The organism is Corynebacterium sp. HMSC034H07 (assembly GCF_001815175.1).
In the GTDB taxonomy this organism is placed as follows: Bacteria; Actinomycetota; Actinomycetes; order Mycobacteriales; family Mycobacteriaceae; genus Corynebacterium; species Corynebacterium hiratae.
This window is the reverse complement of record NZ_KV819538.1, coordinates 124,170-147,310: the sequence shown is the minus strand read 5'-3', so window position 1 is coordinate 147,310 and position 23,141 is coordinate 124,170. Positions and strand designations below refer to the sequence as shown.

Genomic DNA, 23,141 nt, shown 5'->3' with positions numbered 1-23,141 from the left:
GCCTGCATGAATCGTCTTGATCATCGCTCTATCTCACGCACGGAGAGGCTCGACCGCCTTCCCGTCACCGGAAAACACAAACGTCTTCTTTTCGGCTCCGGCATCGGCTGGGCGCTCGACGCCATGGACGTGGGCCTCATCTCCTTCATCATGGCCGCTCTGGCCGTGCACTGGGGGATCACACCGACCCAGTCCTCATGGCTGGCGTCCGTGGGCTTCATCGGCATGGCCTTGGGTGCTACCTTCGGCGGCCTCTTGGCCGATAAGTTCGGCCGCCGCCACATCTTTGCGCTAACCCTGCTGGTCTACGGCCTTGCCACGGGTGCTTCCGCCCTGGCGACGGGCCTCACGCTCCTCATCGTTCTGCGCTTCTTCATCGGACTTGGCCTCGGCGCCGAGCTGCCGGTGGCCTCCACGCTAATCTCCGAGTTCGCACCCCTCAAGGTCCGCGGACGCATGGTGGTCTTGCTGGAGGCCTTCTGGGCCGTGGGCTGGATCCTCGCTGCGGTAATTGGAACGTTCGTCGTGGGGGCGTCGGAAAGCGGCTGGCGCTGGGCCCTAGCACTCGGCATGGTGCCCGCTTTTTATGCGCTTTACGTGCGCCTCCACCTGCCGGAGTCCGTGCGCTTCCTTGAGTCGAAGGGCCGCCACGAAGAAGCAGAAGAGATTGTCGCTTCCTTCGAGGCCGAGGTGGATGAGGCGGACATCGACCGCACGACCCCGGCACCGACCTACTCCGAGGAAGATGTCACCGCCACCAGCATTTGGTCGAAATCCCTGCGCGGGCGCACGCTGGCGCTGTGGACCATCTGGTTCTGCGTCAACCTCTCCTACTACGGCGCCTTCATTTGGATTCCGTCACTGCTTGTCGCGGATGGCTTCTCCCTGGTGAAGTCCTTCAGCTTCACGCTGATTATCACCCTCGCCCAGCTACCCGGCTACGCCGCAGCCGGCTGGCTCATTGAGGTCTGGGGCCGCCGCTCGACCCTAGCGATATTCCTCGTGGGTTCCGCCCTGTCGGCCGGGTTCTTTGGTTTCGCTAACACTGAAGCCATGATCATCCTGGCTGGTTGCCTGCTGTCTTTCTTCAACCTCGGCGCGTGGGGCGCGCTATACGCCATCGGCCCGGAGCTCTACCCCACCGCCCTGCGCGGGCGCGGTACTGGTGCGGCCGCGGGCTTCGGCCGACTCGCCTCCATCCTGGCGCCGCTTATCGTTCCGCCGCTCATCGCGGTGGCGGGCACGGGCTGGCTCTTCGTGCTGTTCGCAGCGGCCTTCGGACTCGCCGCTGCGGCGGCACTGACCCTGCCAGAATTCAAGGGTAGGACCCTTGCTCAATAGGATCGCCCTTGGCGCGTGGGTCGCGGTCATGGCCGCGCTCACCACGCTTAAGCCCTTCTACCAGATCGGCTACCTTTGGAAGCCGGAGAACCAGCGGGTCCGTGACCTGCGTTTGGTGCCACTTGATGAGTTCTCCGGAGGCACCTGGTTTGGCCCGCTTTTTGAGTATGCGGGCAATACCGCCTTTTTCATTCCTTTCGGCATGCTCGTCTTCAGCATGTGCCGATCAATCAAGGCAACGGCCGCGTGGGGATTCGCGCTGAGTTTGGCGCTGGAAACAGTCCAGTATGCCTTCGCGCTCGGACGCACTGATATTGATGACCTCATCTTCAATACGATCGGCGCGCTCATCGGCGCGGCATTCGCCCGGCTGTGCGGCGAGCGCTTCTTCCCCGTGTGGCGGTGGCTGGCGCTCGCCGCGGCTGCGGTCTTCCTGGTCTTGGTCATCCTCGGCCCACGGTTGGGTGACCCCAACGCCGTCGTGGACCTGTAATTTAACCGTGCGCCATGTTGACGAACTTGGAGTAGTGCAGCTGGTGCGCCACCTTCACCGTGTCGATCGGGCCGCCACGGTGCTTGGCCAGGATGATATCCGCCTCACCGGCGCGGGGATCATCGCGGTCTTGCGAGTCCGGGCGGTAGAGCAGCATAACCATATCGGCGTCCTGCTCAAGCGAGCCGGACTCACGCAGATCCGCCAGCTGCGGCTTCTTATCGGTACGGGACTCTGGGCCACGGTTCAGCTGGGAAATAGCGATGAGCGGAACTTCCAGTTCCTTGGCCAACAGCTTGAGCTGGCGCGAGAACTCCGAGACCTCTTGCTGGCGGGACTCCACCTTCTTGCCCGAAGACATCAGCTGCATATAGTCCAACACAATGAGGTCGAGCCCGTGCTGCTGCTTGAGGCGGCGGGCCTTCGAGCGGATTTCCATCATGGTGAGGTTTGGGGAATCATCGATGAACAGGGGCGCATCCTGGATGCGATTGAGGGTGTCATCGATCTTGGCCCAATCCTCCGTGGACACGCGGCCACCGCGCATATCCGACAGCTTCACTTCCGCCTCCGCTGACAACAGGCGCATGACGATCTCGGAGGCAGACATCTCCAGGGAGAAAACCACAGAGGTCTTGTTGTGCTGCAGGGAGGCCGAGCGCATGAAGTCCATGGCCAGCGTGGACTTGCCCACGCCAGGGCGGGCGGCGACGATGATCATCTGGCCCGCACGCAGGCCATTGGTCAGGTTGTCGAGGTCGATGAAACCGGTAGGCACGCCGGACTCCACGCCGTTTTGCTGCAGGGCGGCGAGCTCATCGATCGTGGGGTCGATGAGATCACTCAGCGCACGGTAATCCTCAGTCGTCTTCTTCTGCGCCACGGCGAAAACTTCCTGCTGGGCGCGGTCCAGCACGGACTCGATCTCCATGTCTTCGGAGCCCTGGAAGCCGAGTTGGACGACTCTGGTTCCGGCGTCCACCAGCTTGCGCAGCACCGCCTTCTCCGCGACAATCTCCGCGTAATAGCGGGCGTTAGCCGCAGTGGGCACCGTGGCCAGCAGGGTATGCAGGTAGGGCGCACCGCCAACGCGTTCAAGGTTGTTATAGCGATCGAGACGGGCCGCAACAATCACCGCGTCAATATCCGTGCCTGCCGCGTAAAGATCGATCATGGCCTGGTAGATGAGCGTGTGCGCAGGATAGTAGAAGTCCTCCGGCTCCAGCTCCTCAATGACCTCCATGACCGTATTCGGGCTCAGGAGCATGGCGCCGAGGACGCCCTGTTCGGCCTCGCGGTCCGCGGGCGGCTGGCGAAATTCGCCGTAGCGCTTTGGCTCTTCCTGCCGGTAAGAGCGGCGAGGTTCCTCCTCTACCGGCTCCGGCGGCGGTGGAACGTGGTCGTCGTCAAAACTGGCATTAGTCATTGCTCATCAATCCCACCGTTCATTAGTCCCACCCTGGCCGTGCCTGAAGTTCTCACTCTTCTCCGCGCCGGACGGCCAGGCTTCGATGCAGTGCCAAGCGGCAACCGCGCGTAGTACACAACAGTGTAGCCGAGGGTCAAGACACTACCCCTTGGGCATAACTCTCACAGTTATCCACAGAGAGCTGTGGAATTCCCAGGTCAGCAAAGACATGGTGTACAAAGCCAGAGGTCAGAGCTGTGGATAACTTTGCAACGCTGTGACCAGCGAAGATTATTCCTGCAGGTCAAGGCGCGTTTTTTGAGGTGTGAAAATACGCACAAATTCCGTGGAGAAGTAGGGCCATTACCCCGATATCGCCGCTACCAGCGGGTTAACACATGGCGGCATGAGTGAATTCACCGTTAACTGAACGCAGGTTTATCCACAGGCTGGGAGAGTTATCCACAGGCCGCGCTTGGCGACATTTCCCTGCCTCCCGCGGTGCTAGATCTCCAAAAAGGCGACCCCGCGTAAAACGGCGCAAGGCCGTGCTTCCTCTCACCACCTCACATAGTGAAAGGAGCACGGCCTTAAAGCCTTGCTGTTGTCTTAAGGTCACATCCTGCGTACCGGCGCCGCGCCTCACACGCGGGCGAACGGAGGGTGACCGTCGTGCGCCTTAATTCTTAGGCAGCGACGACCGAGAAGTTCACCTTGCCGATAACGTCAGCGTGCAGCTTCAGCTCGACTTGGTAGTTGCCGGTCTTCTTGACCAGGCCCTTGGGCAGCACAACGATGCGCTTGTCCAGCTTCGGGCCGCCAGCGGCGGCAACGGCGTTCACGATGTCCTCAGCGGACACGGAGCCGAAGAGCTTGCCGGACTCGGAGGTCTTCACGGGGACGTTAACGTCCTTGAGCTCCTCCAGCTGGGTACGGATCTCGCGTGCGTGGTCCAGGTCGCGGATTGCGCGAGCTTCCTGGGCGCGCTTGATGCCCTCGATCTGCTTCTCAGCACCGCGGGTAGCAACGATTGCCAGGCCGCGCGGAAGCAGGTAGTTACGTCCGTAGCCGTCCTTAACCTCTACAATTTCGCCGGGGGCGCCGAGGTTCTCAACGGCAGCGGTGAGGATCAGCTTCATGATCCCTGCCTTTCAATTGAGTTAAATGAATACTTGCGTGACAGTCTTAGAACGGGGGTTCTGCATCCGCACCACCAAAGCTTCCCGCTTGGGGTGCAGAATTCCACGGATCGTTACTCGGAGCCGACTGCTGCTGAGACTGCTGCGGGGCAGAGGACTGGGACTGGTTTCCAGAGAAACCGCCCTGGTTTCCGGAGAAACCACCTTGGTTGCCGCCGCCGTAGTTAGCACCACCCTGCTGCTGGCCGCCACCATAGTTGCCGCCGCCGTTGCCGGACTTGCGGTTAACCTGTGCGGATGCATAACGCAGGGACGGGCCGACCTCATCAACCTCGATTTCAAAAACAGTGCGGTTTTCGCCCTCACGGGTCTGGTAAGACCGCTGGCGCAAACGGCCAGTAACGATAACGCGCATGCCCTTGGTCAAGGTCTCCGCAACGTTTTCTGCGGCTTGGCGCCACACGTTGCAGGTGAGGAACATGGCCTCGCCGTCCTCCCACTGGGAAGTCTGCTGATTATAGCGACGCGGGGTGGAGGCAACACGGAAATTTGCCACTGCGGCACCCGCTGGGGTGAAGCGCAGTTCCGGGTCGGCCACAATGTTGCCGACAACCGTAATGTTGGTATCTCCCTGAGCCATGTCTTTACTCCTTAATATCGGTTACGTGGATTGCTCGAAACCCAGTATCCGCTATTTGCTGTCGGTGCGCAGAACCTTGGTACGCATAATGGAGTCGTTCAGGTTCAGACGGCGATCAAGCTCGAGAACCGAGTGGGATTCACACTCCAGCTCCACGACTGCGTAGATGCCCTCTTCCTTCTTGTTGATCGGGTATGCAAGACGGCGCTTGCCCCACACATCAACCTTTTCGACTTTGCCGCCATCCTTGCGGATCGTTTCGAGGAACTTGTCTAGGGACGGGGTTACGGTGCGCTCATCCTGGTTAGGATCCAGAATGATCATGACTTCGTAGTGACGCACGGACCTCATCACCTCCTATGGTCTAGTAATTGGTATCGGCCATATCACCTTTGCGGATATGGCAGGAGGGTCTGTTGCGTCAAGCAACCCTCACACAGTACCGCACTGACCGGCGGAAAAGGAAATCCCCCATCTCCTCGGCTGCCGCTAGTGGGTCGCCGCGACGAAGATCGCCGATCCCGCCGGGATCACCGTGAGAAACAGCAAAGCCAGCAAGCCCAGCACAACCGGCCAGGTGCGGTCTTGAGAGCGCTGAAACAGGTAGTAGGCGCTCAACACACAAAGGAAGCCCAGCGTGATGGAGACGATGCCCACGATGGTGATAGTCATCGTGCAAAATCCCCCGCCAACGGGTCCCTGCCGCCATGAGCGGCGCGGACCTTGTCCTCAGACTTGCCCCACATCTGGCGGATAATGAGCACGCCGATGGCAATGATGAAGCCATCGCGCGTCAGCACCGCGATATCGAGCATCTCGTGCGGCAGACCATTGTTTTCCGAGCCGAGCATGTGCCAGGTAAGGATGGGCCAGAGGAGGGCGTCGGCAAGCGCCCAGCTAAAGATGAGCCGCCACCGCGGAAGCGCCAGGAGTGCCGGGACGACCAGCCACAGGGAGTACTGCGGGGACCACACCTTGTTGAAAATGAGGAAGGCCATGATGATGAGGTAGATCATTTCGGCTACTCGCGGCGCGCGCGGCGCCTTAAGACCCATGATGGCAATCGCCCCGCAGCTCACCAGAAACGCCACGAGTGAGAAAGTGTTGAGGAATTCGGGCTCAAAACTCACGCCCGCGACGCGGCTCAAGAGCGCATAGATCGTGGTCCACTCGGCACCGCGTTCTTGATTGAGCCGGAAGAATTCGCGCCAGGCCTCGGGGTAGGCCAGCGCCACGGGAAGGTTCACCACGAGCCACGTCGCGGCGGTTGCCACGAACATCTTGAAGAAAGGCGCCCAGCGCTTGAGGCGGATGGCCAACACCAGAAACGCGCCTAAGATAAACAGAGGCCACAGCTTGAATGCCGTGCCGAGCCCAATGAGAATGCCGGCGAGCCAGTTCTTGCGCTTCTTCACTGCGAGAAGGGCGCCCACCATGAACGCTACCGACGGGATATCCCAGTTGGTGAAAGCGTGGATAACCACGAGCGGGCTGGCCGCCATGAGAACGGTATCCCATGCCCGGTTGCCCGTGAGCTGGAATACCATGACCACGGTGCCGACCCACACGAGGGACAAGATGAGCGTGGTCAGCCCGAAGTACCAGCTGACCTCGGCCATACCAATCCACTCGACGGCCGGATACGTGGTGCGCGCCAGCCAGCCGACGACGCCCTGGAACAGGCCCGCCAGAACGGGGTATTCCATGTAGCGCGTGAGGTCTCCCTCCGCCCAGGAGTAGGCATAGGGAAAGCCAGGTTGATCCAAGCCGCGCCCACCATAGAGCGGCACGATGTCGTTATAACAAAAGGACGTGTACTGGCGGTTACCATCCCAGTTCAGGCTGATGAGGCCGTCCTCGCCCCGGCGGCTGCCCGCGCAGGTTGCCTTACTCAAGAATCCAAACGCCAGGAACGTCCACGCCAGTGTGATGATGACGCGCAGCGGCGTCCACCAACCAGAATGGGCCGAGCGGGCGAAGCGCCCCGTCGGCCCGCCGAGGGCATCGATGGCGCCACGGGTCATCGATTCGGATGAGAGTGGGACAAGCTGCGAAGAAGTGTGATGGCTCACCGGGGGATCAATCTCCTATTGGCCAAGCAATTGGTCGAGGCCATCTCCATTAAGAATGTCATCGAGTGAAGGTACTTCAGGGTTAGCGGGTTGCTCAGGTTGCTCAGGCTGGGCCGGCTGCTCTGGGCTACCGCCCTGACCCTCGTCGTGGTGCTCGCCGCCCTCGTCAGGTGTTTCCTCTTCACCCTCGGTGCTGTCGCTCTCCGGGCTCGCCGGCGTCTGGTTCCACGTGGTGGTCTGGCTCGGATCATAGACATATCCCGAGCCCCAGCTGCCGACGCCGTAATGAACCGGATAAGCCTGCGGGAAGGGCTGTTGCTCCACGTTGGCCAGAGAGGTGTCCAAGATGGACTTCCAGATCTTTGTCGGTGCATCCGAGCCGTACATGATTCCACCCCACTGATTAAAGATTGCGGAGGTGTTGTCGGCCGTGCCTACCCACACTGCTGTAGCCAGCTGCGGCGTGGAACCGACCATCCACGCATCCTTGTTCTGGCCCGTATCGCCCAGCTGCGTCGTACCAGTCTTGGAGGCAGACGGGCGTCCGCCAGCTAGCGCACCATTGGACCATGCGGCAATTGGCTGCATCGCGGAGATCACGTTGTTGGCCACGTTGGCGGAGACACGGCGTTCACCGCCGTCGGTCGGGTTCTCGTAGAGGACTTCGCCGGCAGCGTTTTCTACCTTTTCCACGAAGTGCGGCTGATGCCATATGCCTTGGTTGGTCAAGGTGGCCATTGCCGTCGCTATATCGAGCGGACGCGACTGGTACTGGCCCAGCACGATGCCCTCGTACGGCGTTCCACCATTTTCAGTGAGGGTCTTTTCAATCCCCGGAAGACTGCGCGGCACGCCCAACGCATGCGCCATATCCGCGGTGTCCTGCGTCTTGTTTTCCAAGTCATCCTGGAGGCGCAGGAAGGACGTGTTATAAGAATTCTTCATTGCCTCAGCGATGGAGCAGCTACCGCAGCCGGCACCCACGTCGTTGGTCACGAGCTGCGATCCAGGCAGCTGGTAGGGCGCCGAGGAGTAATAAGTATTGAGATCGATGCCCTGCTGGAGCGCTGCGGCCAGGGTCATAATCTTGAAGGTTGAACCTGTCTGCAGCGGGGAATTGGCATAATCCCAGCCGTTGGAATCGTCACCGCCGTAGTAGCCACGCACGGCACCCGTGGCCGGGTCAATGGTGACTGCTGCCGCGCGTGCATCTTCCTGCAGCACTCCCAGCTCTGCGTGGGCAGCATCCGTCGATGCATTCTGGACGGTCATATCAATGGTCGTCGTCACCTTCAGACCACCGGTGGCCAGCTGATCCTCAGTGATGCCCACACGGGACAGCTCATCGATGACCTGGTTCTTGATGTGGCCATAAGCGCCTGGCGCTTCGGTGTAAGCGGAATACTCAGACGGATCGCGAGTTTCCGGGAAGACCAACTGATCGCGTTCAGCCTGATCCAAGTCACCCATCTCAACGAGGCCATCCATGACGTAATTCCAGCGAGCTTGGGACCGTTCCTCATCTACCCACGGATCAAGGACGGACGGGGACTGGATAACACCCGCCAGCAGCGCGCCTTCTTCCTTAGTGAGGTCCTTGGCGTCCTTATTAAAGTACGCATTGGATGCAGCCTCGATGCCATACGCATTGCGGCCGAAGTAGACCGTGTTGAGGTAGGCGTTGAGGATGTCCTCCTTGGACCATTCGTTGGTCATCTTCACCGAGTAGATGAGCTCACGAATCTTGCGGACGTAGGAGTACTCGTCACCAACGAGAGTATTCTTCACATACTGCTGAGTAATCGTCGAGCCACCACCGGCGGAAGCATCACCGGTGAGCTTGCCCAAGACGGCACGGCCCAGACCTGTAAAGGAAAAGCCCGAGTTGGTCCAGAACTCGCGGTCCTCGGCCGCGAGGACAGAATCCTCAACGTAATCCGGGATCTCATCCAGGGTCACCTGGCGGCGGTTGCCCTCCGGTGGAACTAGTTTGGCCAGCTGGGTTTCGCCGTCGCCGGCGACAATCGTGGAAATCTGGCTCGGCTGCAGCTCCTTGGGCTCGGGGACGTCGTATTGCGTATACGCGTACCCAAAGAGCAAGGCGGGGATGCCGACAATTACGAATAAGACAGCGAGCACGATCCACGGCCAGCGGCGTGTGCGGCCGGACGAACGCCTACTCCTGTGCGAGGCGCTCTTCTTGCGATTACCTGACTTTCGCCCGGAGGTTTCCTTCTCGGTCACTAATCCGTGTCCTCATCAATCCTGTACAGAAACTGTAAATACATGCAGCTTACCGGCGTGAACTGGGAAGCCAAAACTACCTTCGAGCATAGACCGTGGCCGCTCGAAGCAGATGATTCCAGCGGCATGCCGGGCACACTTCCACGAAATGCACTGTAAACTCCAGCCTCTCGGCCGCCATTTCTGCAATTTCCGCCGCGCTGCGCGCGCTTCCCGCACGGCGCTTTAAAGAGTCGCCATAAACCCAGCGGGTCAGTCGCAGCTCTTCGCCGCACACCGGGCACGGCTTCTGCATGTCAACGCCGTGGTGCTCCGCCGCCGCGCGAAGGAGAAAATCAGCATCACACAGTTCTTCGCGCGTCACTTTTCCCGCGCGAAGCTCGCGCAGATGCTGCGCGCGCTCCCATTCATAGGAGACTTCGTTGCGGTAGGCCACTTCTGGCCTTGTCTTTGCAGACTCTGCCTTGGACGGAGAATTCACGCCGGACAGTGTAGTGCGGGCAGCGTCAACAATCTAGGCTCCCTTTGGGCGCTTCGTGACGCAAAACCTAATTTTTTACTCAGCTAACTACCGACGAGGGTGGTTTGTAGCTACACTTATTTTCCATGAGTGAAGAAACTATCGAATCCCCGATCCCCTACGAGGACGCACTGGATGTTGCCCGCCAGATCCAGCCCGCGCTCAATAAGCTCATGCTCATCTTCCAGCGCACAACGGAGGGCACGTCCCTAACCACCTCGCAGGTCTCGATCATGAATCAGCTGCGCCTGCGTGGGCCCTCTCGCGTCAGCACCATCGCCCAAGCAGAGTTGATCCGGATGCCCACCGCGTCCAATGCACTGTACCAATTGGAGCGCCAAGGCTTCGTGGAACGGCACCGCGATGAAAAGGACCGCCGCGGCGTTCTCGTCGCCCTCACCCAGCTCGGCGAATCCGAGCTGACCATCGTCTCCCGCCAGCGTGCGGCAGCTTTGGCCGAGATCCTGCGCTGGCTTGAACCGGAGGACATCAAGGACGCCAATTCTTTGGTCAACCTGATTTCCAAACTCGCGGATGTGTACCGCCCCACCATGGACGGAAAATAGACCAAAAAGCGCCGGTAGAACAGATTTTATTTTAAAGCGTGAAGGGTCGATAATGAAGGAAACGACCCCGATCCTTTTGATGAATGGCTAAGAAATCTTCACACCCCGCGGAAGGACAGTCCTCCTCGGAAGACCGTATCCCCCCGCTTCGCGTACTCGTCTCGTGGAGTCCTAGCTCCACGGGCACCGAGGCCATCGAGTTTGCCGCATGGCTTGCGCGTTCCACGCCCGTTCAGATTCGGGTAGTATCCACGATTTCGCAACCCCTCACCGTGACGTCGCTCAGCAAGCTCAGCGGCTCCTATAAGCAGTGGTTCAAGAAGGAGCGCGCAACCTGCGAACGCGCCGTTAAGCAGGCCTTGGACGGAGCCGGGGTGGACAAGGACCAGCTCGATAAGAACGTCTCCGTTCTCATCGCGGGACCGTCCCGCCCGCAGCTGCTGGAGCAAGCGGCTACGGATTTCAACGCTCACGTCATCCTCCTGGGGGCCAACCAGTCCGCGCCGAAGGGCCGTTTCTTCTCCGGTTCTACCGCCGATGCGCTGCTGCACTACTCGCCGCTTCCCGTGGGTCTCACCCCGCGCGGTATCAAGCTGTCCAAGCACGGGGTGACGCGCATCAATTTCGCCTTCACCGAACTTGGCCGTGCCGACGATCCCGCCCTCCGGCACGCGGCATGCATTGCGCAGCGCGGCGGTATTCCCTTGCGTATCCTGGCGTTTTCCGCCAAGGGGCTGGTCGACGTCCCCCTCGAATACTCCCCCACTTTTCCTTCCGACGCCCCCAATTGGCGCGAGCACTCGCTCTCGTTGTTGGACCGCGCCCACGATTTCATCGCAGAGGCCTTCCCGGAGATTTCCGTCACGACGGACATCGGCAGCGGTCACGGCTGGTCCGGCGCGGTGGATTCGCTCAAGTGGAAGAAGGGCGACCTACTCTGCTTGGGTTCCTCCCCCATGGGACCGATCGAACGCGTCTTCATCGGCAGCACCGCCACCGAACTTCTCCCCCACGTGGGAGTGCCGGTCCTGGTCTGCCCTAGCACCTATGACCCCGAAGCACGTTAGACTTGCACAGCATGGCAGCAGAGCACCCCGAAAATGATCTCACGTCCGACGCGGACTATACCAACCTGCCTCGCCCCGAGCCCCGCAGCTTTGATGAGCTTGCCGACGAGCCCGATCCCCTCGCCGTCGCCGAGGCCAACCGCCGCTCCTCGCGCCAGGCGCTGTGGTTTATGGTGGCTATCCTCGTGAGCTCGGCGCTGTACGCGCTCCTCCTCGCTGGATTCTTCAGGTTCTTCGGAACCACGACCGACTGCCTCCGCGTGGAGTTCGCCGCTTGGCTGTGCACAAGGACCCAGCGCACGGTGTTCGCCACGACGACGCTGATCATCCCCTTCATCGGCATGATCGGCTGCGCCGTCATCATGGTGCGCAAACTCAAGGCCTACGTGCGCTGGCGCGGTTGGATGGCGATTTTCTGGGTCATGGCCGGCAACTTCATGATCTGGTGCATCAACGACATCCAGATCCTGCTCACCCCGGTGCTTGAAAACTAGCGAAAGCTAGGCCTGCGCCTGGGCCGCAGCCACCTCGGCGCAATCTGGACGCCCACAGTGCTGGGTTTCCACGTGCTGGATACAGTCATCGCAAATGAGCACCTGCTTGCGGCACGTGTCCTCATTAATGCAATTGTGGAAGGTATTCGTCCCCTTCCCACAGTGCACGCAGTGGCCGAGCTGAATAAAGCCTGGATCCTCTAGGCCCTGACCAAACTCGTGGTGCATGCGCTTGTCAAAGACGTACATCGAGCCTTCCCACAGGCCATCGTTGCCGTACTTTTCTCCGTAGCGGACGATGCCGCCGTCAATCTGATAAACCTCGTTAAAACCGCGGTTCTTCATCAGCGCGGAGAGGATTTCGCAGCGAATACCACCCGTGCAATAGGAGACCACGGGCTTGTCCTTCATCCAGTCATACTTGCCGGATTCGAGTTCAGCGATGAAGTCGTGGGTCGTACGCACATCCGGCACCACGGCATTCTTGAACTTGCCGATTTCCGCCTCCATGGCGTTGCGGCCGTCGAAGAAGACGACCTCCTCACCGCGCTCCTCCACCAGCTTGTTGCCCTCTTCGGGCTTGAGGTGAACACCACCGCCGATGACGCCGTTCTCATCCACCTTGAGCTCGCCCGGCGCGCCGAAGGCCACGATCTCATCGCGCACCTTGACCGACAGGCGCGGAAAGTCTTCCGCTCCGCCCTCGGACCACTTGAACTCCATCTTCTTGAAACCCGGGTACTCGCGGGTCTCGCGCACGTAGCGCTTACACGCATCCATGTCCCCGCCCACGGTGCCGTTGATGCCGTGCTCCGAAATGAGGATACGGCCCTTGAGCCCGAGCTTTTCGCACAGGGAGCGCTGCCACAGCATGATCGCGGTGGGGTCCTCGATGGGAGTAAAGCAGTAGTAGAGGAGAATCTTGCCAATAGTCACGCCCGCAAGTCTAGGCCTGCTAGTGGCAAGATCCCCAATCTTTCGGCGAAGTCTTAGCGCTTCTGGTACAGCGCGCTCTTACGGGCAAAGACCGGATCGGAGGTCACCAGGACGCCCAGGTTGCGGAAGATGCCCTCATCCACCGAACCCAAGATGGTGGTGGTGTGAACATCGCAGGCCTGAAGCTCCTTGAGCGCATCGAGCGCGCGGCGGGCGTTCTCGTCCTTCGCCGCGGATACCGACAGCGCGATGAGCACCTCGTCGGTGTGCAGGCGCGGGTTCTGGGAGCCCAAGTGCTTGGTCTTCAACGTCTGGATGGGCTCGATGGATTCCGGGGACAACAAGTGCAGGTCATCATCGATGCCGGCCAAGTGCTTGAGCGCATTGAGCAGCGCGGCTGCGGAGCAGCCCAGCAACGGGGAGGTGCGGCCGGTGATGATGGTGCCGTCGTGAAGCTGCAGCGCGGCTGCCGGGCCTTGCGTCTCTTCCGACTTCTGACGTGCCGGGAGCACAACCGGACGGTCGGTGGACTTAATGCCGGCCTTCGCCATGACCACGGCAGCGCGCTCGGATTGCGTGGTGTCGAGGCCGTTGCGGGCTTCCTCCACCAAAGTCTTGAAGTAGCGGCGGATGATCTCCTGCTGGGAGGCCTCGCGGCAGACTTCGTCATCGGTGATGCAGAAGCCCACCATGTTCACGCCCATGTCCGTCGGGGACTGGTAGGGCACGGTGCCGGTCAGCCGCTCCAGCAGGGACTTCAGCAGCGGGAAAGCCTCGACATCACGGTTATAGTTCACCGTGGATTCGCCGTGCGCGGAGAGGTGGAAGTGGTCGATGACGTTGGCATCGTTCAGGTCCACGGTGGCCGCCTCATAGGCCAGGTTCACCGGGTGATCGAGTGGCAGGTTCCAGATGGGGAAGGTCTCAAACTTGGCGTAGCCCGCCTGCACGCCGCGCAGGTTTTCGTGGTAGACCTGCGAGAGCGCGGTGGCCAACTTGCCGGAGCCCGGCCCCGGCGCGGTGACCACGACGAGGTCCCTAGAAGTTTCCACGTAGTCGTTCTTGCCCAGACCATCCTCGGAGACAATGAGGTCGATGTTGGCGGGGTAGCCCGGAATGATGTGGTGGCGCGCTACGGTGAGCCCTAGGCGCTCAAGGCGCTCGATGAAGGTCTCCGCCTGGCTATTGCCCTCCTCGAGCTGGGTCATGACAATGTTATTGACCAGGAAGCCGCGGTCCCGGAAGACGTCGACAAGCCGCAGCACATCATCTTCGTAGAGGATCCCGAGGTCACCGCGCATCTTCTGGCGCTCGATATCCTTGGCGTTGATGCAGACGAGGATTTCTACGTCATCCTTGATGCGCTCGAGCATGGCAATCTTGTTATCCGGGGTGAATCCGGGCAGAACGCGGGAGGCGTGCATGTCATCGAAGAGCTTGCCGCCCATTTCGAGATAAAGCTTCCCGCCGATTTCTTTGCGTCGAGCGTTGATGTGCTCCGACTGCAGTTCAATATATTTTTCACGATCAAAACCGAGCGCGCGCCCCATAGTATTTAGGCCCTTCCGTTCAACGGGTAGTACCCGGAAAGTCTACAGCAGCACTGCCCCCGCGTAGACTTCCTGACATGCCTGAGGGACACGTTATTCACCGCCTTGCTCGGACACTCAATGCGGATTTCCGTAACAAGCCGCTGGCCGTGAGCAGCCCCCAAGGTCGGTTCGCTACGGAGGCCGCGCTTGTCGACGACTCCCGCCTCTTACTCGCCGAAGCCTTTGGCAAGCACCTCTTTCTCCACTTCGATGCGGATAACCCGCGCCACGTTATCTACATCCATCTGGGCCTCATCGGTTCCCTACGCTTTGAGCCGTCTGCCGATGTGTGGGGCCAAATCCGGCTGCGCATCGATAACGGCACCACAGCCGCGAACCTGCGCGGCCCGCAGTTCTGCACGCTCATTACGGAGGAGGAATACCAGGCCAAGGTGGCGAAAGTGGGCCAGGATCCGCTGCGCAAGGATGCCGACCCGGATGCCCTATGGGCCCGCGTGCATGCCTCGCGGCGCAGCATCGGCGCGATGCTCATGGACCAAGGCCTCTTTGCTGGCGTGGGCAATATCTACCGCGCAGAAGCCCTATTCCGCCAAGAACTCTCCCCCTTCATCCCCGGCAACCAGCTCGACCGAGCAGAGTTCGATGCCATCTGGTCTGATCTGGTCGATCTCATGGACTACGGCGTCGAACGCGGCCGCATCGACACGGTCCGCCCCGCCCATACGCCGGAGGCCATGGGCCGCGAGCCCCGCAAAGATGACCATGGCGGCGAGGTCTATGTCTACCGTCGCGCCGGGCAACCCTGCTACGTGTGCGGCACCGAGATCCGGGAGCAGGTCATGCAGGGCCGCAACCTCTTCTGGTGCCCCACCTGCCAACCCGCGCGCTAGGGTGTGGGTTATGCGCCCTGCTTATACCGTCGCCACTGTCCGTGCCGCTGAGAAGCGCCTGCTAGAACAACAGTCTCATGAGGATCAGCTCATGAAGCTGGCCGCCGCGGCGGTGGCAGAAACCGCATCAGTGATGTTGGAGGCACGCCCCGGCGCGGTGCTCATTCTCGCTGGCTCCGGCGGCAACGGCGGGGATGGGCTCTACGCCGGGGCGGCGCTGGCCTCACGCGGGGTTACGGTCCATGCCCTGGTCCCAGAGCGTTGCCACGAGGAGGCCCTCGCTGCGTTTTGCAGCGCCGGTGGTACGGTCCTTTCTGCCGATGCGCTGCCTAACGGCAGCGCGCCCTCAGGCAGCACACTGCTAATCGACGCCATCGCTGGCCTCGGATCCGCCCGCGGTCTCTCCGGTGCAGCCCTGCCCCTCTACCGCGATACCACCGCTGCCGGGGCCGCGGTTTTAGCCGTCGACATGCCCACCGGCGTCGACGCCGACACGGGAGTCTGCGCCGCGGATGCCGTTAACGCCGATGTCACCGCCACCTTTGGCTCGCCACGCCTCGGCCACGCGCTGGCCGCCGAATGCGGGCAGGTTGTGGTCTCCGATCTCTTCTTGCCCGGCGCACCCTCCTTCGCTGAGACCCTCGCTGAACTGGATAAACCAGCGGCATTCATCGCTCACGAGCCCTCCGTGCCGACGCCCTATGCGTGGCAGCCGGGCGAACTCGATCTGCCGGGCGGGCGCGCTTCCCGCCCCTGGCCGGTTGGCTGCACGGGCCCCATCACCGATCCCACACCAGGCGCGCGCTCCGATAAGTACTCCGGCGGGGTCGTCGCCCTGGCCGCCGGAAGCGGCACCTACCCGGGTGCGGGGATCCTCTGTGCCACCGCGGCGGTGCGCGCCACGCCCTCGATGGTACGTTTCATCGGGGATAACTCGATTACTTCTCTGCTGCCCGAGCTGGTCTGCCATCCTGACGTGGCCTCCGCCGGACAGGCCCAGGCCTGGGTCGTGGGCCCTGGCCGCGGTACCGATGCCGCGGCGGCCACCGAACTGCGCAAGGTGCTAGCGCAGGACCTGCCCACCGTTCTCGACGCCGACGCCCTGACGCTTCTAGCGCGCAATACCTCCCTGCGCCAGCAAGTTACCAAGCACCCGATGACCATCCTCACCCCGCATGAAGGCGAGTTCATCCGCCTCTACGAGGCCACTTTCGGATCTGCTCCCGATGCGTCTGCTGGGTGGGGCACTGCCCTCCACGAGCTAGCCGAGGAGCTGGACAGCATCATCTTGCTCAAAGGCCGCTTGACCCGCGTCACCGCTCCAGGCCAGCCGCTCTATTCCTTCAACGCCGGTCACTCTTTTGCCGCGACCCCCGGCTCCGGAGACGTGCTCTCCGGTATCCTCGGCGCGGTCATGGCCCAGCTCTTCGCCAGCGCTCCCGCCGCGTCACCTGCCGGGGTCATCGCCGAGGTCCTCCACGCCGGTGCCATCCACGCGCACGCGGCGGCCATCGCGGCCGAAACCCCCGAGGGCTTCGCGCCCTGTTCGGCCTCCCAGATCGCTGCGGCTATCCCGCGGGCCATCGCGCGGCTCCTCAACGCCGAGCGCTAGCTCCTTGGCCCGGCGCTAGCTCCGCCGCTAAGTACGTTTCGATCAAATAGCGCCCAGAAATTTGAAAATCTGGGACCTTGTTTGATCGATCCGTACCTGGCCGCCACCACCTTGGTACGTTTTCGCAACGAAGCCCTAGAATTTCGCGATTTTCGGGCCACTATTTACGAAAACGTACCTTGGCCCGGCGCAGTGTCCCGGACGCGGTACCCACAGACTTGCGCATGAGCCCGCGCGGGCCCACCGCCACCGTGCCGCGGCGCAGCGAGGTGTTCTCCCACGGCCACGTCATCCCGGCCCATGCTGCTGCGACGGCGAGGGTCTCGGCCGCGATGTAGCCCGGCCAGGGTCCCAGCAGGTTGATGATGGAGGGGCTTCCCGGCGCGTGGTTGAGGAAGCCATAGTTGCCGTCGGTCTTCGCGTTGACTGCCATCGCGATAGCCATCCACAGCGGCGTGACCTTCACGGCGAAGCGATAGCCCTTCCACGTCGGCCGGTAACCCAAGCCAAAGGTCAGCGCCAGCGGCACAGCGAGGGCCACGATGTGGAAGAACCAATAGGTGCCAAACCGCAGCCAGCGCGGGGAGAAGTAGTAGATGACGTCCGGGGTGATGATGGCCTGCGGGTTAAGGATGATGCCCCAAAAGTAAGACAGGGTCAGGGCATGCTCATTGCCGGTGATAAGGCCCAGCGCCAGGATCGGACGCAGCACATCGCACAGGTGCAAAGGCAAAGACTCGCGGATATCGAATTGCTTAGGGTCCAGGGAGATGACCGTCCACGCAGTACCCGCCACCAGCAAGGCCCAGCCCACCATCCGCCGGATGAAGGTTTCGCGGGAGGTTCCCTTGATCCTGCGGGCAGCGACGATAAAGACCCCGCAGGCCACCACGGTGATGCTCAACATGAGCGCATGCAGCGCAGTCCACTGCTGCATGCGCGGGTAGTCAGTTGGGCTTACTCGGGGCTTGCGGGGTCGTATCATAACGGGGTATTAATTTACCCCTTTGTATGAACACGTGAGAGATGAGAGGGTTTTTACGCGGCTAGCTCGGAGTATTCGGAGAGCTTTCCGTCCTTGACTTCGACCACAGTGTCGGCATAGTCGAGCAAGCTGCGGTCGTGGGTAATGAACAGGGTTGCGGTATCGAAGTCCTCGGTGACACCGCGCAGGAGCTTGGCAATGTCGCGCGAAAGCTTGGAATCGAGGGCGGAGGTGGGCTCATCCGCAAGCAACACGGAAGGCTGGCCCATGAGTGCGCGGGCAATATTGACGCGCTGGCGCTGGCCGCCAGAAAGCTGGTTCATGCGGCGGTTCCCAAAGCCCTCCAAGCCCACGAAACTGAGCAGCTCATCGGCACGATCCTGGCGCGGCTTGCGGCCCTCCATGTGGTCAATGATGAGCAGCTGTTCGCGCGCGGTCAGGGCGGCCAGCAGGTTGGCCTGCTGGAAGATGAGCCCGCGGGAGCCGGTTCGCTCCACGCTGCCGGAGTCCGGCTCGATGAGGCCGGCGGCTACGGACAGCAGGGTGGACTTGCCGGACCCGGATTCGCCGATGACGGCGGTGAGCTCGCCGGGTTTGACGTCCAAGCTGACGCCGTCGAGTGCAGTGGTGCGGGACTGGCCGTCTGGGTAGGTCACCACGATGTCGCGAAGGGACAGTGCAGGGGAAGAAGCGGTGGTAGTCATTAGGCGTTGCCTCCTAGGGCGTCGAGCGGGTTGATCTTGGAAACGCGGCGGGTGGCCAGGAAAGCACCAGCGATGCCGAGCAGCCAGATACCGAGCGCGGGGACGATGACGGTCATGGCGGAGACCTCGAAGGGCACGGCACCTTGGGCGGCAAGGCCCAGCAACCAGCCGACGAGCGCGCCGACCCCTACGCCAATCGCGAGGATGATGGCAGCCTGCGCGATGGCGTCCTTGAGCAGGTACTTCACGCTGGCGCCAAGGGCACGCAGGATGGACAGGTCACGGGTGCGCTGGATGGTCCAGATGCTCAGGAAAGCGATGGTGACCAGCGCGGAGATTCCGTAGAGGAAGGCCTGCATGGTCAGCAGGGAGCCGCGCTCCGAGCTATAAGCCGGCAGGCCGGACAGGGCCTTGCCCATGGACACGGAGGTGTCGGTCGGCTCGTGGGACAGCACGGCCACACCCACCATGTCTTCGGGGGAATGGGAGACCTTCTGCCAAGTTGCGGTGGAGACCCACACCACCGGGGAGTGGGAATAGTACTCATCCTCAACCACCGCGTTCACGTCCAGGTCCACGCCGCCGAGGGTGCCCCGGGATGGCGCGTTCAGGGCGTCGTCGATGGATTGGCTCAAGACCATGCCCTCCTCCGGAATCACGGTGCTGGAGCCAGGGATCTGGGTACCTTCGGGCAGGCCGAAGACCGCCACGCCGCCGTGGCCCTCAAGCTTGGTCTGCGAAGTACCGAGCGGAATGCCAGAAGCGGGGACATCCTCGGCGAAGATCTCCGACTCGGTGAAGGACGGGTCTTCCGTCGAGAAGGTCACATAAGGAGTCTGCTCCCCGAGTGCCTCGAGTGCGGAAGTATTTTGCTTGGACAGGCCTTGGGTCAGGCCGGACAACATAACGAGCAACAACGTAATTAGAGCCACGACGCCGCCGATCAGGAAGAACCGACCGCGGGCGGTGACTATCTCTCTCAATGCCAGGAACATACTATTAATCCTGCTGTGGCCAGCGCAGAAAGTAATCGAGTAGCCAGTTGAACCTCCACTCAACCAGTTGGTTGATTCCCCCTCGTCCAGCCAGAGGATAAGCTGGAGCGCCGTGATGATGAGCAATAAACTGTGGACCGTGGGACTGCACGCCATGTTTGGCTTTCTCCTCGTCTTCGGCGTGCTCCGCGCGTGGGCCGATGACCGCCTTGACGCCCGCGCTCTCGGCCTCTCCATCGCACTCGCAGTGGTCTACACGGGGTTTGCCATCTTCGGCTCCCGCCCCATCACCCGCCCCGTCCCCACCACGCTGTGGCTCGCCGCCCTGTGCCTGCTGTGGATCGGGCTTATGGTGCACGCCCAAGACTTCATGTGGCTCGAGTTCCCGCTGGTCTTCGTCTTTATCCATGCGCTTCCCTTCTGGCCGGGAATCGTCGCCAGCGTGGTGCTGTGGGCCGTCGCCGCCTTCGTCCCCGCATGGATCCACCCGCAATTCTGGACCGCGGCCGCAGCCATCGGGCCGTTCATCGGCACCTGCTTTGCCGTGGGCGTCTACCACGCCGCCCGCCGGGTTCAGGCGGAGGCGGCGCACCACGCGGCCGTCGCCAAGCAACTGCGTGAGACCCAGGAGGAGCTAGCGGCCAGCGAGCACCAAGCCGGGCGCCTCGAGGAGAGGGAGCGGCTCTCCCGCGAGATTCATGACACCGTGGCGCAGGGGCTGTCCTCCATCGTCCTGCTCAGCCGCGCCGCCAAGAACACCTCCGCTCAACAGGATGTCACCGAGCAGCTCGCGCTCATTGAAAAAGTGGCCCAGGACAACCTGGCGGAGGCCCGGCGCTTCGTCAAAGAGCTGGCGGCGCCTGCCTCCTCCATCGACGCGGAACTGCGCACACTTGTGGATGAGCTCCAAGCCCAGGCTAAGGGCCTGGGGCTGCGCACCCGCTTCGGGCTCAAGCTCACCGGCAGTGCCGACGTCCCCACCGAGTTTTCCCACGTCATCCTGCGCGCCGCGCGCGAAGGTCTCACCAATGTCATGAAACACGCCGACGCCGACCGCGCCGTGGTCACTCTGGGCTCTTTCGAGGATGGAATCATCCTCGATGTCGTCGATGACGGCCGCGGCATCGAAGGACCACGGGGCTTCGGGCTGACCGGCCTGGAGCAGCGTGTTCGCAGCGTTGGCGGCAGCGTCCAGGTAGAATCTTCACCCGCCGGCACCGCACTCGCGGTGCGAATCCCAACAGGAAGCAGCAGCAATGGTCAACGTGATGCTCATCGACGATCACCCCGTAGTCCGCGCCGGGCTGCGCGCGATTCTTAACGCCTTCCCCGACATCGTGGTGGTGTTGGAAGGCTCCGATGGCTCGGCCGTCGAAAAGCTGGCGGATGCTGATGTTCCCCATATCGATGTGGTCGTCTGCGATATCCAGATGCCGGACGTCGACGGCATCGCCGCCACTCGGCGCGTGCGCGAGCTCGACGGTCCACCGGTGCTCATTCTCACCACCTATGACACGCAGGCGGATATCCTGGCCGCCGTGGAGGCGGGCGCGCTGGGTTACCTGCTCAAGGACGCCCCCGAGGAAACCCTGCACGCCGCGGTGCTCGACACGGCCGCGGGAAAGCGGACCTTGGCGCCTGAGGTCACCAACCTCTTAGCGGAGCGCTTGGCACAGCCGGAGACTGCACTTTCACCGCGCGAGCTGGAGATCCTGCAGGCGCTGTCAACGGGAGATTCCAACAAGCAGATTGCCCAGCGGCTCTTCATCTCCGAGGCCACGGTCAAGACCCACCTCATCCACGTCTATCAAAAGCTCGGCGTGGAAACCCGCACGGCGGCCGTCTCCGCGGCCCGCGAGCGAAAGCTCATCCAATAGATGCATACCTACGATTGCATCGTGGTGGGTGGCGGCCAATCCGGCCTGGCCACCAGCTATTACTTGCGCCGTCAGAAGCTCGATTTCCTCATCCTCGACGCCAACTCCTCCCCCGGCGGGGCCTGGCAGCACGTGTGGGATTCACTCACGCTCTTTAGCGATGCCCACTCCTCCACGCTGCCCGGCTGGCCCATGCCTTCTTACCCGGGTTTCCCGCCGGCTTCCCATGTGGTGGACTCCCTCACCCGCTATGAGCAGCGCTATGACCTGCCGGTCCGGCACGGGGTGGCGGTGGAGCGCGTGCTTGACGACGATCCCCGCTTCCGCCTTCTCACCACTCACGGTGAGTTCCGATCCCGGACCGTCGTGGCGGCGACGGGCACCTGGTCCGCGCCGTTCATCCCCTTCTACCCCGGTGAGTTTCAGGGGCGCCAGTGGCACACGGCAAGCTACCCGGGGCCGAATCCTTTCTTAACCAGCACCAGCAGCGGCCATACCAGCCGTGTGGCCGTTGTCGGCGCGGGCAACTCCGGTGCCCAGATCGCCGCCGAGCTAGCCCTCGCCGGTGTGGACACCACGTGGTTCACCTCGCACCCGCCGCGCTGGATGCCGGATGATGTGGATGGGCGCGTGCTCTTTAGCCGCAACCGTCAGCGCATGCTGGCGAAGCTTCGCGGCGAACCGGACCCAGGCCCCGAAACAGAACTGGGGGATATCGTCATGGTCCCGCCGGTGCTCAAGGCCCGCGATAGTGGGCTGCTGCGCGCCACCGACATGTTTTCCTCGCTCGATGAATTGGACCGCGAAGGCTTCAGCGACCTCATCTGGGCCACCGGCTTCCGCCCAGCGTTGCGCCCGTTCCCCGGGCTGTTGGCAGAAGGAAAGCCCACGGTGGAAGGCTTCTTCCCCGTGGGCTATGGCTCGTGGACTGGTCCGGGCTCGGCCACGATTACCGGTGTGTCACCCTATGCACGGCAGGTGGCGGCGGACGTCGCCAAGCTCGTTCGCTCTTCCCGCTAGGCGCTAGAGCGCAACCATGGCGAGGAGCACCACCGCTGCCAGCGCAAGCAGGAATCCCAGGCGACGCAGAATCTTCATCTGCTCCTCGCGCCCCACGCGCGCCATGAGTGCGGCGCCGAGGACAGAGCCCACGGTGTTGTACAGAAGATCATCAATGTCGCTAAAGCCCAGGGCAAAGATGTACTGGGCGCTTTCTATGCACAGGCTAACCACGAGGCCGATGAGCATCGCCCCGCCCAAGCCCCAGCGGATCCTGGCACGGTTGCGCCCGGCCACGTAAATCGCCGCTCCCAGCGGCATGAAGAGAGCAATATTCCCCAGGAGATCGGTCCACCCGCCGTACCACACGGAGGCGTTCTCAAAACCGCCAAAGAGCTGCAGGTTGACCCTTCGCACCGCGTGCGCGGAACCATCCACCACGCCGGGGATGTCCATGAAGGGCTTGCCCACCGTCGCCAACACCACGACCACTAGGGACAGGGCCGCGACAAGGAGGGAATCACGAAGCAGGTGGCGATACGGATCCGGCGCGGGCCGCAGCCGATTGCGCGAGCGTTGAGCTTCTATCCCAGTCATGCGCCTCAC

24 protein-coding genes are annotated in these 23,141 nt (G+C 62.1%); 10 read left to right on the top strand and 14 right to left on the bottom strand.

The genetic code is table 11. The features are described from left to right. Window positions 1-6 precede the first annotated feature (6 nt). Both HMPREF3009_RS10475 and HMPREF3009_RS10470 read left to right on the top strand, forming a co-directional pair. Window positions 7-1,341: an MFS transporter gene (locus HMPREF3009_RS10475; protein WP_070681789.1), complete on the top strand. Its 1,335-nt coding sequence runs from the start codon at window positions 7-9 to the stop codon at window positions 1,339-1,341. Further along, entirely contained in the window at window positions 1,331-1,834 is a 504-nt protein-coding gene (locus HMPREF3009_RS10470; RefSeq protein WP_369816118.1) for a VanZ family protein, read from the top strand. Before HMPREF3009_RS10475 ends, HMPREF3009_RS10470 begins: the two co-directional genes overlap by 11 nt. A 1-nt stretch (window position 1,835) precedes the next feature. Here the strand turns inward: HMPREF3009_RS10470 and dnaB are convergent, their stop codons facing one another. The 8 genes from dnaB to HMPREF3009_RS10430 form a co-directional block, all read right to left on the bottom strand. Then, window positions 1,836-3,260: a replicative DNA helicase gene (dnaB, locus tag HMPREF3009_RS10465; protein WP_046648794.1), complete on the bottom strand. Its 1,425-nt coding sequence runs from the start codon at window positions 3,258-3,260 to the stop codon at window positions 1,836-1,838. A gap of 668 nt (window positions 3,261-3,928) precedes the next feature. Continuing rightward, window positions 3,929-4,381 (bottom strand): 50S ribosomal protein L9, encoded by a 453-nt coding sequence (rplI, locus tag HMPREF3009_RS10460; protein WP_010187895.1) that lies wholly within the window; start codon window positions 4,379-4,381, stop codon window positions 3,929-3,931. A 46-nt stretch (window positions 4,382-4,427) separates the two neighbouring features. Continuing rightward, complete coding sequence (locus tag HMPREF3009_RS10455) at window positions 4,428-5,021, bottom strand: single-stranded DNA-binding protein (RefSeq protein WP_046648793.1); 594 nt, start codon at window positions 5,019-5,021, stop codon at window positions 4,428-4,430. A gap of 51 nt (window positions 5,022-5,072) precedes the next feature. Next, window positions 5,073-5,363 (bottom strand): 30S ribosomal protein S6, encoded by a 291-nt coding sequence (rpsF, locus tag HMPREF3009_RS10450; protein ID WP_175973876.1) that lies wholly within the window; start codon window positions 5,361-5,363, stop codon window positions 5,073-5,075. A 147-nt stretch (window positions 5,364-5,510) separates the two neighbouring features. Next, entirely contained in the window at window positions 5,511-5,693 is a 183-nt protein-coding gene (locus HMPREF3009_RS10445) for a hypothetical protein (protein ID WP_046648791.1), read from the bottom strand. Further along, a complete protein-coding gene (locus HMPREF3009_RS10440) occupies window positions 5,690-7,045 on the bottom strand; it encodes a glycosyltransferase family 87 protein (protein WP_070681810.1) in 1,356 nt (451 codons plus the stop codon). The genes HMPREF3009_RS10445 and HMPREF3009_RS10440 overlap by 4 nt, the downstream gene beginning before the upstream one ends. 63 nt (window positions 7,046-7,108) lie before the next feature. Further along, the gene (locus tag HMPREF3009_RS10435; RefSeq protein ID WP_070681786.1) at window positions 7,109-9,337 is read right to left on the bottom strand and encodes a transglycosylase domain-containing protein; all 2,229 of its coding nucleotides are present in this window, start codon (window positions 9,335-9,337) and stop codon (window positions 7,109-7,111) included. Window positions 9,338-9,413: 76 nt separating this feature from the next. Beyond that, window positions 9,414-9,773, bottom strand: coding sequence for a DUF5318 family protein (locus HMPREF3009_RS10430; RefSeq protein ID WP_070517275.1), 360 nt, complete (start codon window positions 9,771-9,773; stop codon window positions 9,414-9,416). 170 nt (window positions 9,774-9,943) lie between these two features. Between HMPREF3009_RS10430 and HMPREF3009_RS10425 the strand changes: the two genes are divergently transcribed. The 3 genes from HMPREF3009_RS10425 to HMPREF3009_RS10415 all read left to right on the top strand — a co-directional run bounded on the left by HMPREF3009_RS10425 (window position 9,944) and on the right by HMPREF3009_RS10415 (window position 11,984). Next, the gene (locus tag HMPREF3009_RS10425; RefSeq protein WP_046648788.1) at window positions 9,944-10,423 is read left to right on the top strand and encodes a MarR family winged helix-turn-helix transcriptional regulator; all 480 of its coding nucleotides are present in this window, start codon (window positions 9,944-9,946) and stop codon (window positions 10,421-10,423) included. A gap of 83 nt (window positions 10,424-10,506) precedes the next feature. After that, complete coding sequence (locus HMPREF3009_RS10420; RefSeq protein ID WP_070681783.1) at window positions 10,507-11,490, top strand: universal stress protein; 984 nt, start codon at window positions 10,507-10,509, stop codon at window positions 11,488-11,490. An 11-nt stretch (window positions 11,491-11,501) separates the two neighbouring features. Further along, window positions 11,502-11,984: a hypothetical protein gene (locus tag HMPREF3009_RS10415; RefSeq protein ID WP_049154484.1), complete on the top strand. Its 483-nt coding sequence runs from the start codon at window positions 11,502-11,504 to the stop codon at window positions 11,982-11,984. Window positions 11,985-11,990: 6 nt separating this feature from the next. On the opposite strand, the gene HMPREF3009_RS10410 is transcribed toward HMPREF3009_RS10415, so the two are convergent. Beyond that, a complete protein-coding gene (locus HMPREF3009_RS10410; protein WP_070681780.1) occupies window positions 11,991-12,920 on the bottom strand; it encodes an oxygen-dependent tRNA uridine(34) hydroxylase TrhO in 930 nt (309 codons plus the stop codon). A gap of 53 nt (window positions 12,921-12,973) precedes the next feature. Further along, window positions 12,974-14,470, bottom strand: coding sequence for a DUF1846 domain-containing protein (locus HMPREF3009_RS10405; RefSeq protein WP_070681778.1), 1,497 nt, complete (start codon window positions 14,468-14,470; stop codon window positions 12,974-12,976). 77 nt (window positions 14,471-14,547) lie between these two features. Between HMPREF3009_RS10405 and HMPREF3009_RS10400 the strand changes: the two genes are divergently transcribed. After that, window positions 14,548-15,363 carry an Fpg/Nei family DNA glycosylase gene (locus HMPREF3009_RS10400; protein WP_046648783.1) on the top strand — a complete coding sequence of 272 codons (816 nt, stop codon included), beginning with the start codon at window positions 14,548-14,550 and terminating at the stop codon, window positions 15,361-15,363. Window positions 15,364-15,373: 10 nt separating this feature from the next. Then, window positions 15,374-16,975, top strand: a complete 1,602-nt coding sequence (locus HMPREF3009_RS10395; protein ID WP_070681775.1) for a bifunctional ADP-dependent NAD(P)H-hydrate dehydratase/NAD(P)H-hydrate epimerase — start codon at window positions 15,374-15,376, stop codon at window positions 16,973-16,975. Between the two features lie 160 nt (window positions 16,976-17,135). On the opposite strand, the gene HMPREF3009_RS10390 is transcribed toward HMPREF3009_RS10395, so the two are convergent. The 3 genes from HMPREF3009_RS10390 to HMPREF3009_RS10380 all read right to left on the bottom strand — a co-directional run bounded on the left by HMPREF3009_RS10390 (window position 17,136) and on the right by HMPREF3009_RS10380 (window position 19,659). Then, complete coding sequence (locus HMPREF3009_RS10390; RefSeq protein WP_232745370.1) at window positions 17,136-17,912, bottom strand: YwaF family protein; 777 nt, start codon at window positions 17,910-17,912, stop codon at window positions 17,136-17,138. Between the two features lie 101 nt (window positions 17,913-18,013). Beyond that, window positions 18,014-18,664: an ABC transporter ATP-binding protein gene (locus HMPREF3009_RS10385; protein WP_070510149.1), complete on the bottom strand. Its 651-nt coding sequence runs from the start codon at window positions 18,662-18,664 to the stop codon at window positions 18,014-18,016. Beyond that, window positions 18,664-19,659 carry an ABC transporter permease gene (locus HMPREF3009_RS10380; RefSeq protein WP_046648780.1) on the bottom strand — a complete coding sequence of 332 codons (996 nt, stop codon included), beginning with the start codon at window positions 19,657-19,659 and terminating at the stop codon, window positions 18,664-18,666. Before HMPREF3009_RS10380 ends, HMPREF3009_RS10385 begins: the two co-directional genes overlap by 1 nt. Before the next feature lie 115 nt (window positions 19,660-19,774). Between HMPREF3009_RS10380 and HMPREF3009_RS10375 the strand changes: the two genes are divergently transcribed. From HMPREF3009_RS10375 to HMPREF3009_RS10365, 3 genes are read left to right on the top strand one after another with little or no spacing between them, the layout of a single operon-like run. Beyond that, window positions 19,775-20,980 carry a histidine kinase gene (locus HMPREF3009_RS10375; protein WP_070681772.1) on the top strand — a complete coding sequence of 402 codons (1,206 nt, stop codon included), beginning with the start codon at window positions 19,775-19,777 and terminating at the stop codon, window positions 20,978-20,980. After that, on the top strand, window positions 20,916-21,536 hold the full coding sequence (locus HMPREF3009_RS10370; protein WP_046648778.1) for a response regulator: 621 nt from the start codon (window positions 20,916-20,918) through the stop codon (window positions 21,534-21,536). Before HMPREF3009_RS10375 ends, HMPREF3009_RS10370 begins: the two co-directional genes overlap by 65 nt. Further along, window positions 21,537-22,556: an NAD(P)-binding domain-containing protein gene (locus HMPREF3009_RS10365; RefSeq protein ID WP_070681769.1), complete on the top strand. Its 1,020-nt coding sequence runs from the start codon at window positions 21,537-21,539 to the stop codon at window positions 22,554-22,556. 3 nt (window positions 22,557-22,559) lie between these two features. Here HMPREF3009_RS10365 and HMPREF3009_RS10360 read toward each other — a convergent pair whose 3' ends face one another. Continuing rightward, window positions 22,560-23,132 carry a VanZ family protein gene (locus HMPREF3009_RS10360; protein ID WP_070510144.1) on the bottom strand — a complete coding sequence of 191 codons (573 nt, stop codon included), beginning with the start codon at window positions 23,130-23,132 and terminating at the stop codon, window positions 22,560-22,562. Window positions 23,133-23,141 lie beyond the last annotated feature (9 nt).

Coding starts and splice junctions, on each gene's coding strand:
- HMPREF3009_RS10475 (WP_070681789.1), top strand. CDS start 7: ATGAATCGTCTTGATCATCGCTCTATCTCACGCACGGAGAGGCTCGAC.
- dnaB (WP_046648794.1), bottom strand. CDS start 3,260: ATGACTAATGCCAGTTTTGACGACGACCACGTTCCACCGCCGCCGGAG.
- rplI (WP_010187895.1), bottom strand. CDS start 4,381: ATGAAGCTGATCCTCACCGCTGCCGTTGAGAACCTCGGCGCCCCCGGC.
- HMPREF3009_RS10455 (WP_046648793.1), bottom strand. CDS start 5,021: ATGGCTCAGGGAGATACCAACATTACGGTTGTCGGCAACATTGTGGCC.
- HMPREF3009_RS10445 (WP_046648791.1), bottom strand. CDS start 5,693: ATGACTATCACCATCGTGGGCATCGTCTCCATCACGCTGGGCTTCCTT.
- HMPREF3009_RS10440 (WP_070681810.1), bottom strand. CDS start 7,045: ATGACCCGTGGCGCCATCGATGCCCTCGGCGGGCCGACGGGGCGCTTC.
- HMPREF3009_RS10425 (WP_046648788.1), top strand. CDS start 9,944: ATGAGTGAAGAAACTATCGAATCCCCGATCCCCTACGAGGACGCACTG.
- HMPREF3009_RS10420 (WP_070681783.1), top strand. CDS start 10,507: ATGGCTAAGAAATCTTCACACCCCGCGGAAGGACAGTCCTCCTCGGAA.
- HMPREF3009_RS10415 (WP_049154484.1), top strand. CDS start 11,502: ATGGCAGCAGAGCACCCCGAAAATGATCTCACGTCCGACGCGGACTAT.
- HMPREF3009_RS10405 (WP_070681778.1), bottom strand. CDS start 14,470: ATGGGGCGCGCGCTCGGTTTTGATCGTGAAAAATATATTGAACTGCAG.
- HMPREF3009_RS10400 (WP_046648783.1), top strand. CDS start 14,548: ATGCCTGAGGGACACGTTATTCACCGCCTTGCTCGGACACTCAATGCG.
- HMPREF3009_RS10395 (WP_070681775.1), top strand. CDS start 15,374: ATGCGCCCTGCTTATACCGTCGCCACTGTCCGTGCCGCTGAGAAGCGC.
- HMPREF3009_RS10390 (WP_232745370.1), bottom strand. CDS start 17,912: ATGCAGCAGTGGACTGCGCTGCATGCGCTCATGTTGAGCATCACCGTG.
- HMPREF3009_RS10385 (WP_070510149.1), bottom strand. CDS start 18,664: ATGACTACCACCGCTTCTTCCCCTGCACTGTCCCTTCGCGACATCGTG.
- HMPREF3009_RS10380 (WP_046648780.1), bottom strand. CDS start 19,659: ATGTTCCTGGCATTGAGAGAGATAGTCACCGCCCGCGGTCGGTTCTTC.
- HMPREF3009_RS10375 (WP_070681772.1), top strand. CDS start 19,775: ATGATGAGCAATAAACTGTGGACCGTGGGACTGCACGCCATGTTTGGC.
- HMPREF3009_RS10370 (WP_046648778.1), top strand. CDS start 20,916: ATGGTCAACGTGATGCTCATCGACGATCACCCCGTAGTCCGCGCCGGG.
- HMPREF3009_RS10365 (WP_070681769.1), top strand. CDS start 21,537: ATGCATACCTACGATTGCATCGTGGTGGGTGGCGGCCAATCCGGCCTG.
- HMPREF3009_RS10360 (WP_070510144.1), bottom strand. CDS start 23,132: ATGACTGGGATAGAAGCTCAACGCTCGCGCAATCGGCTGCGGCCCGCG.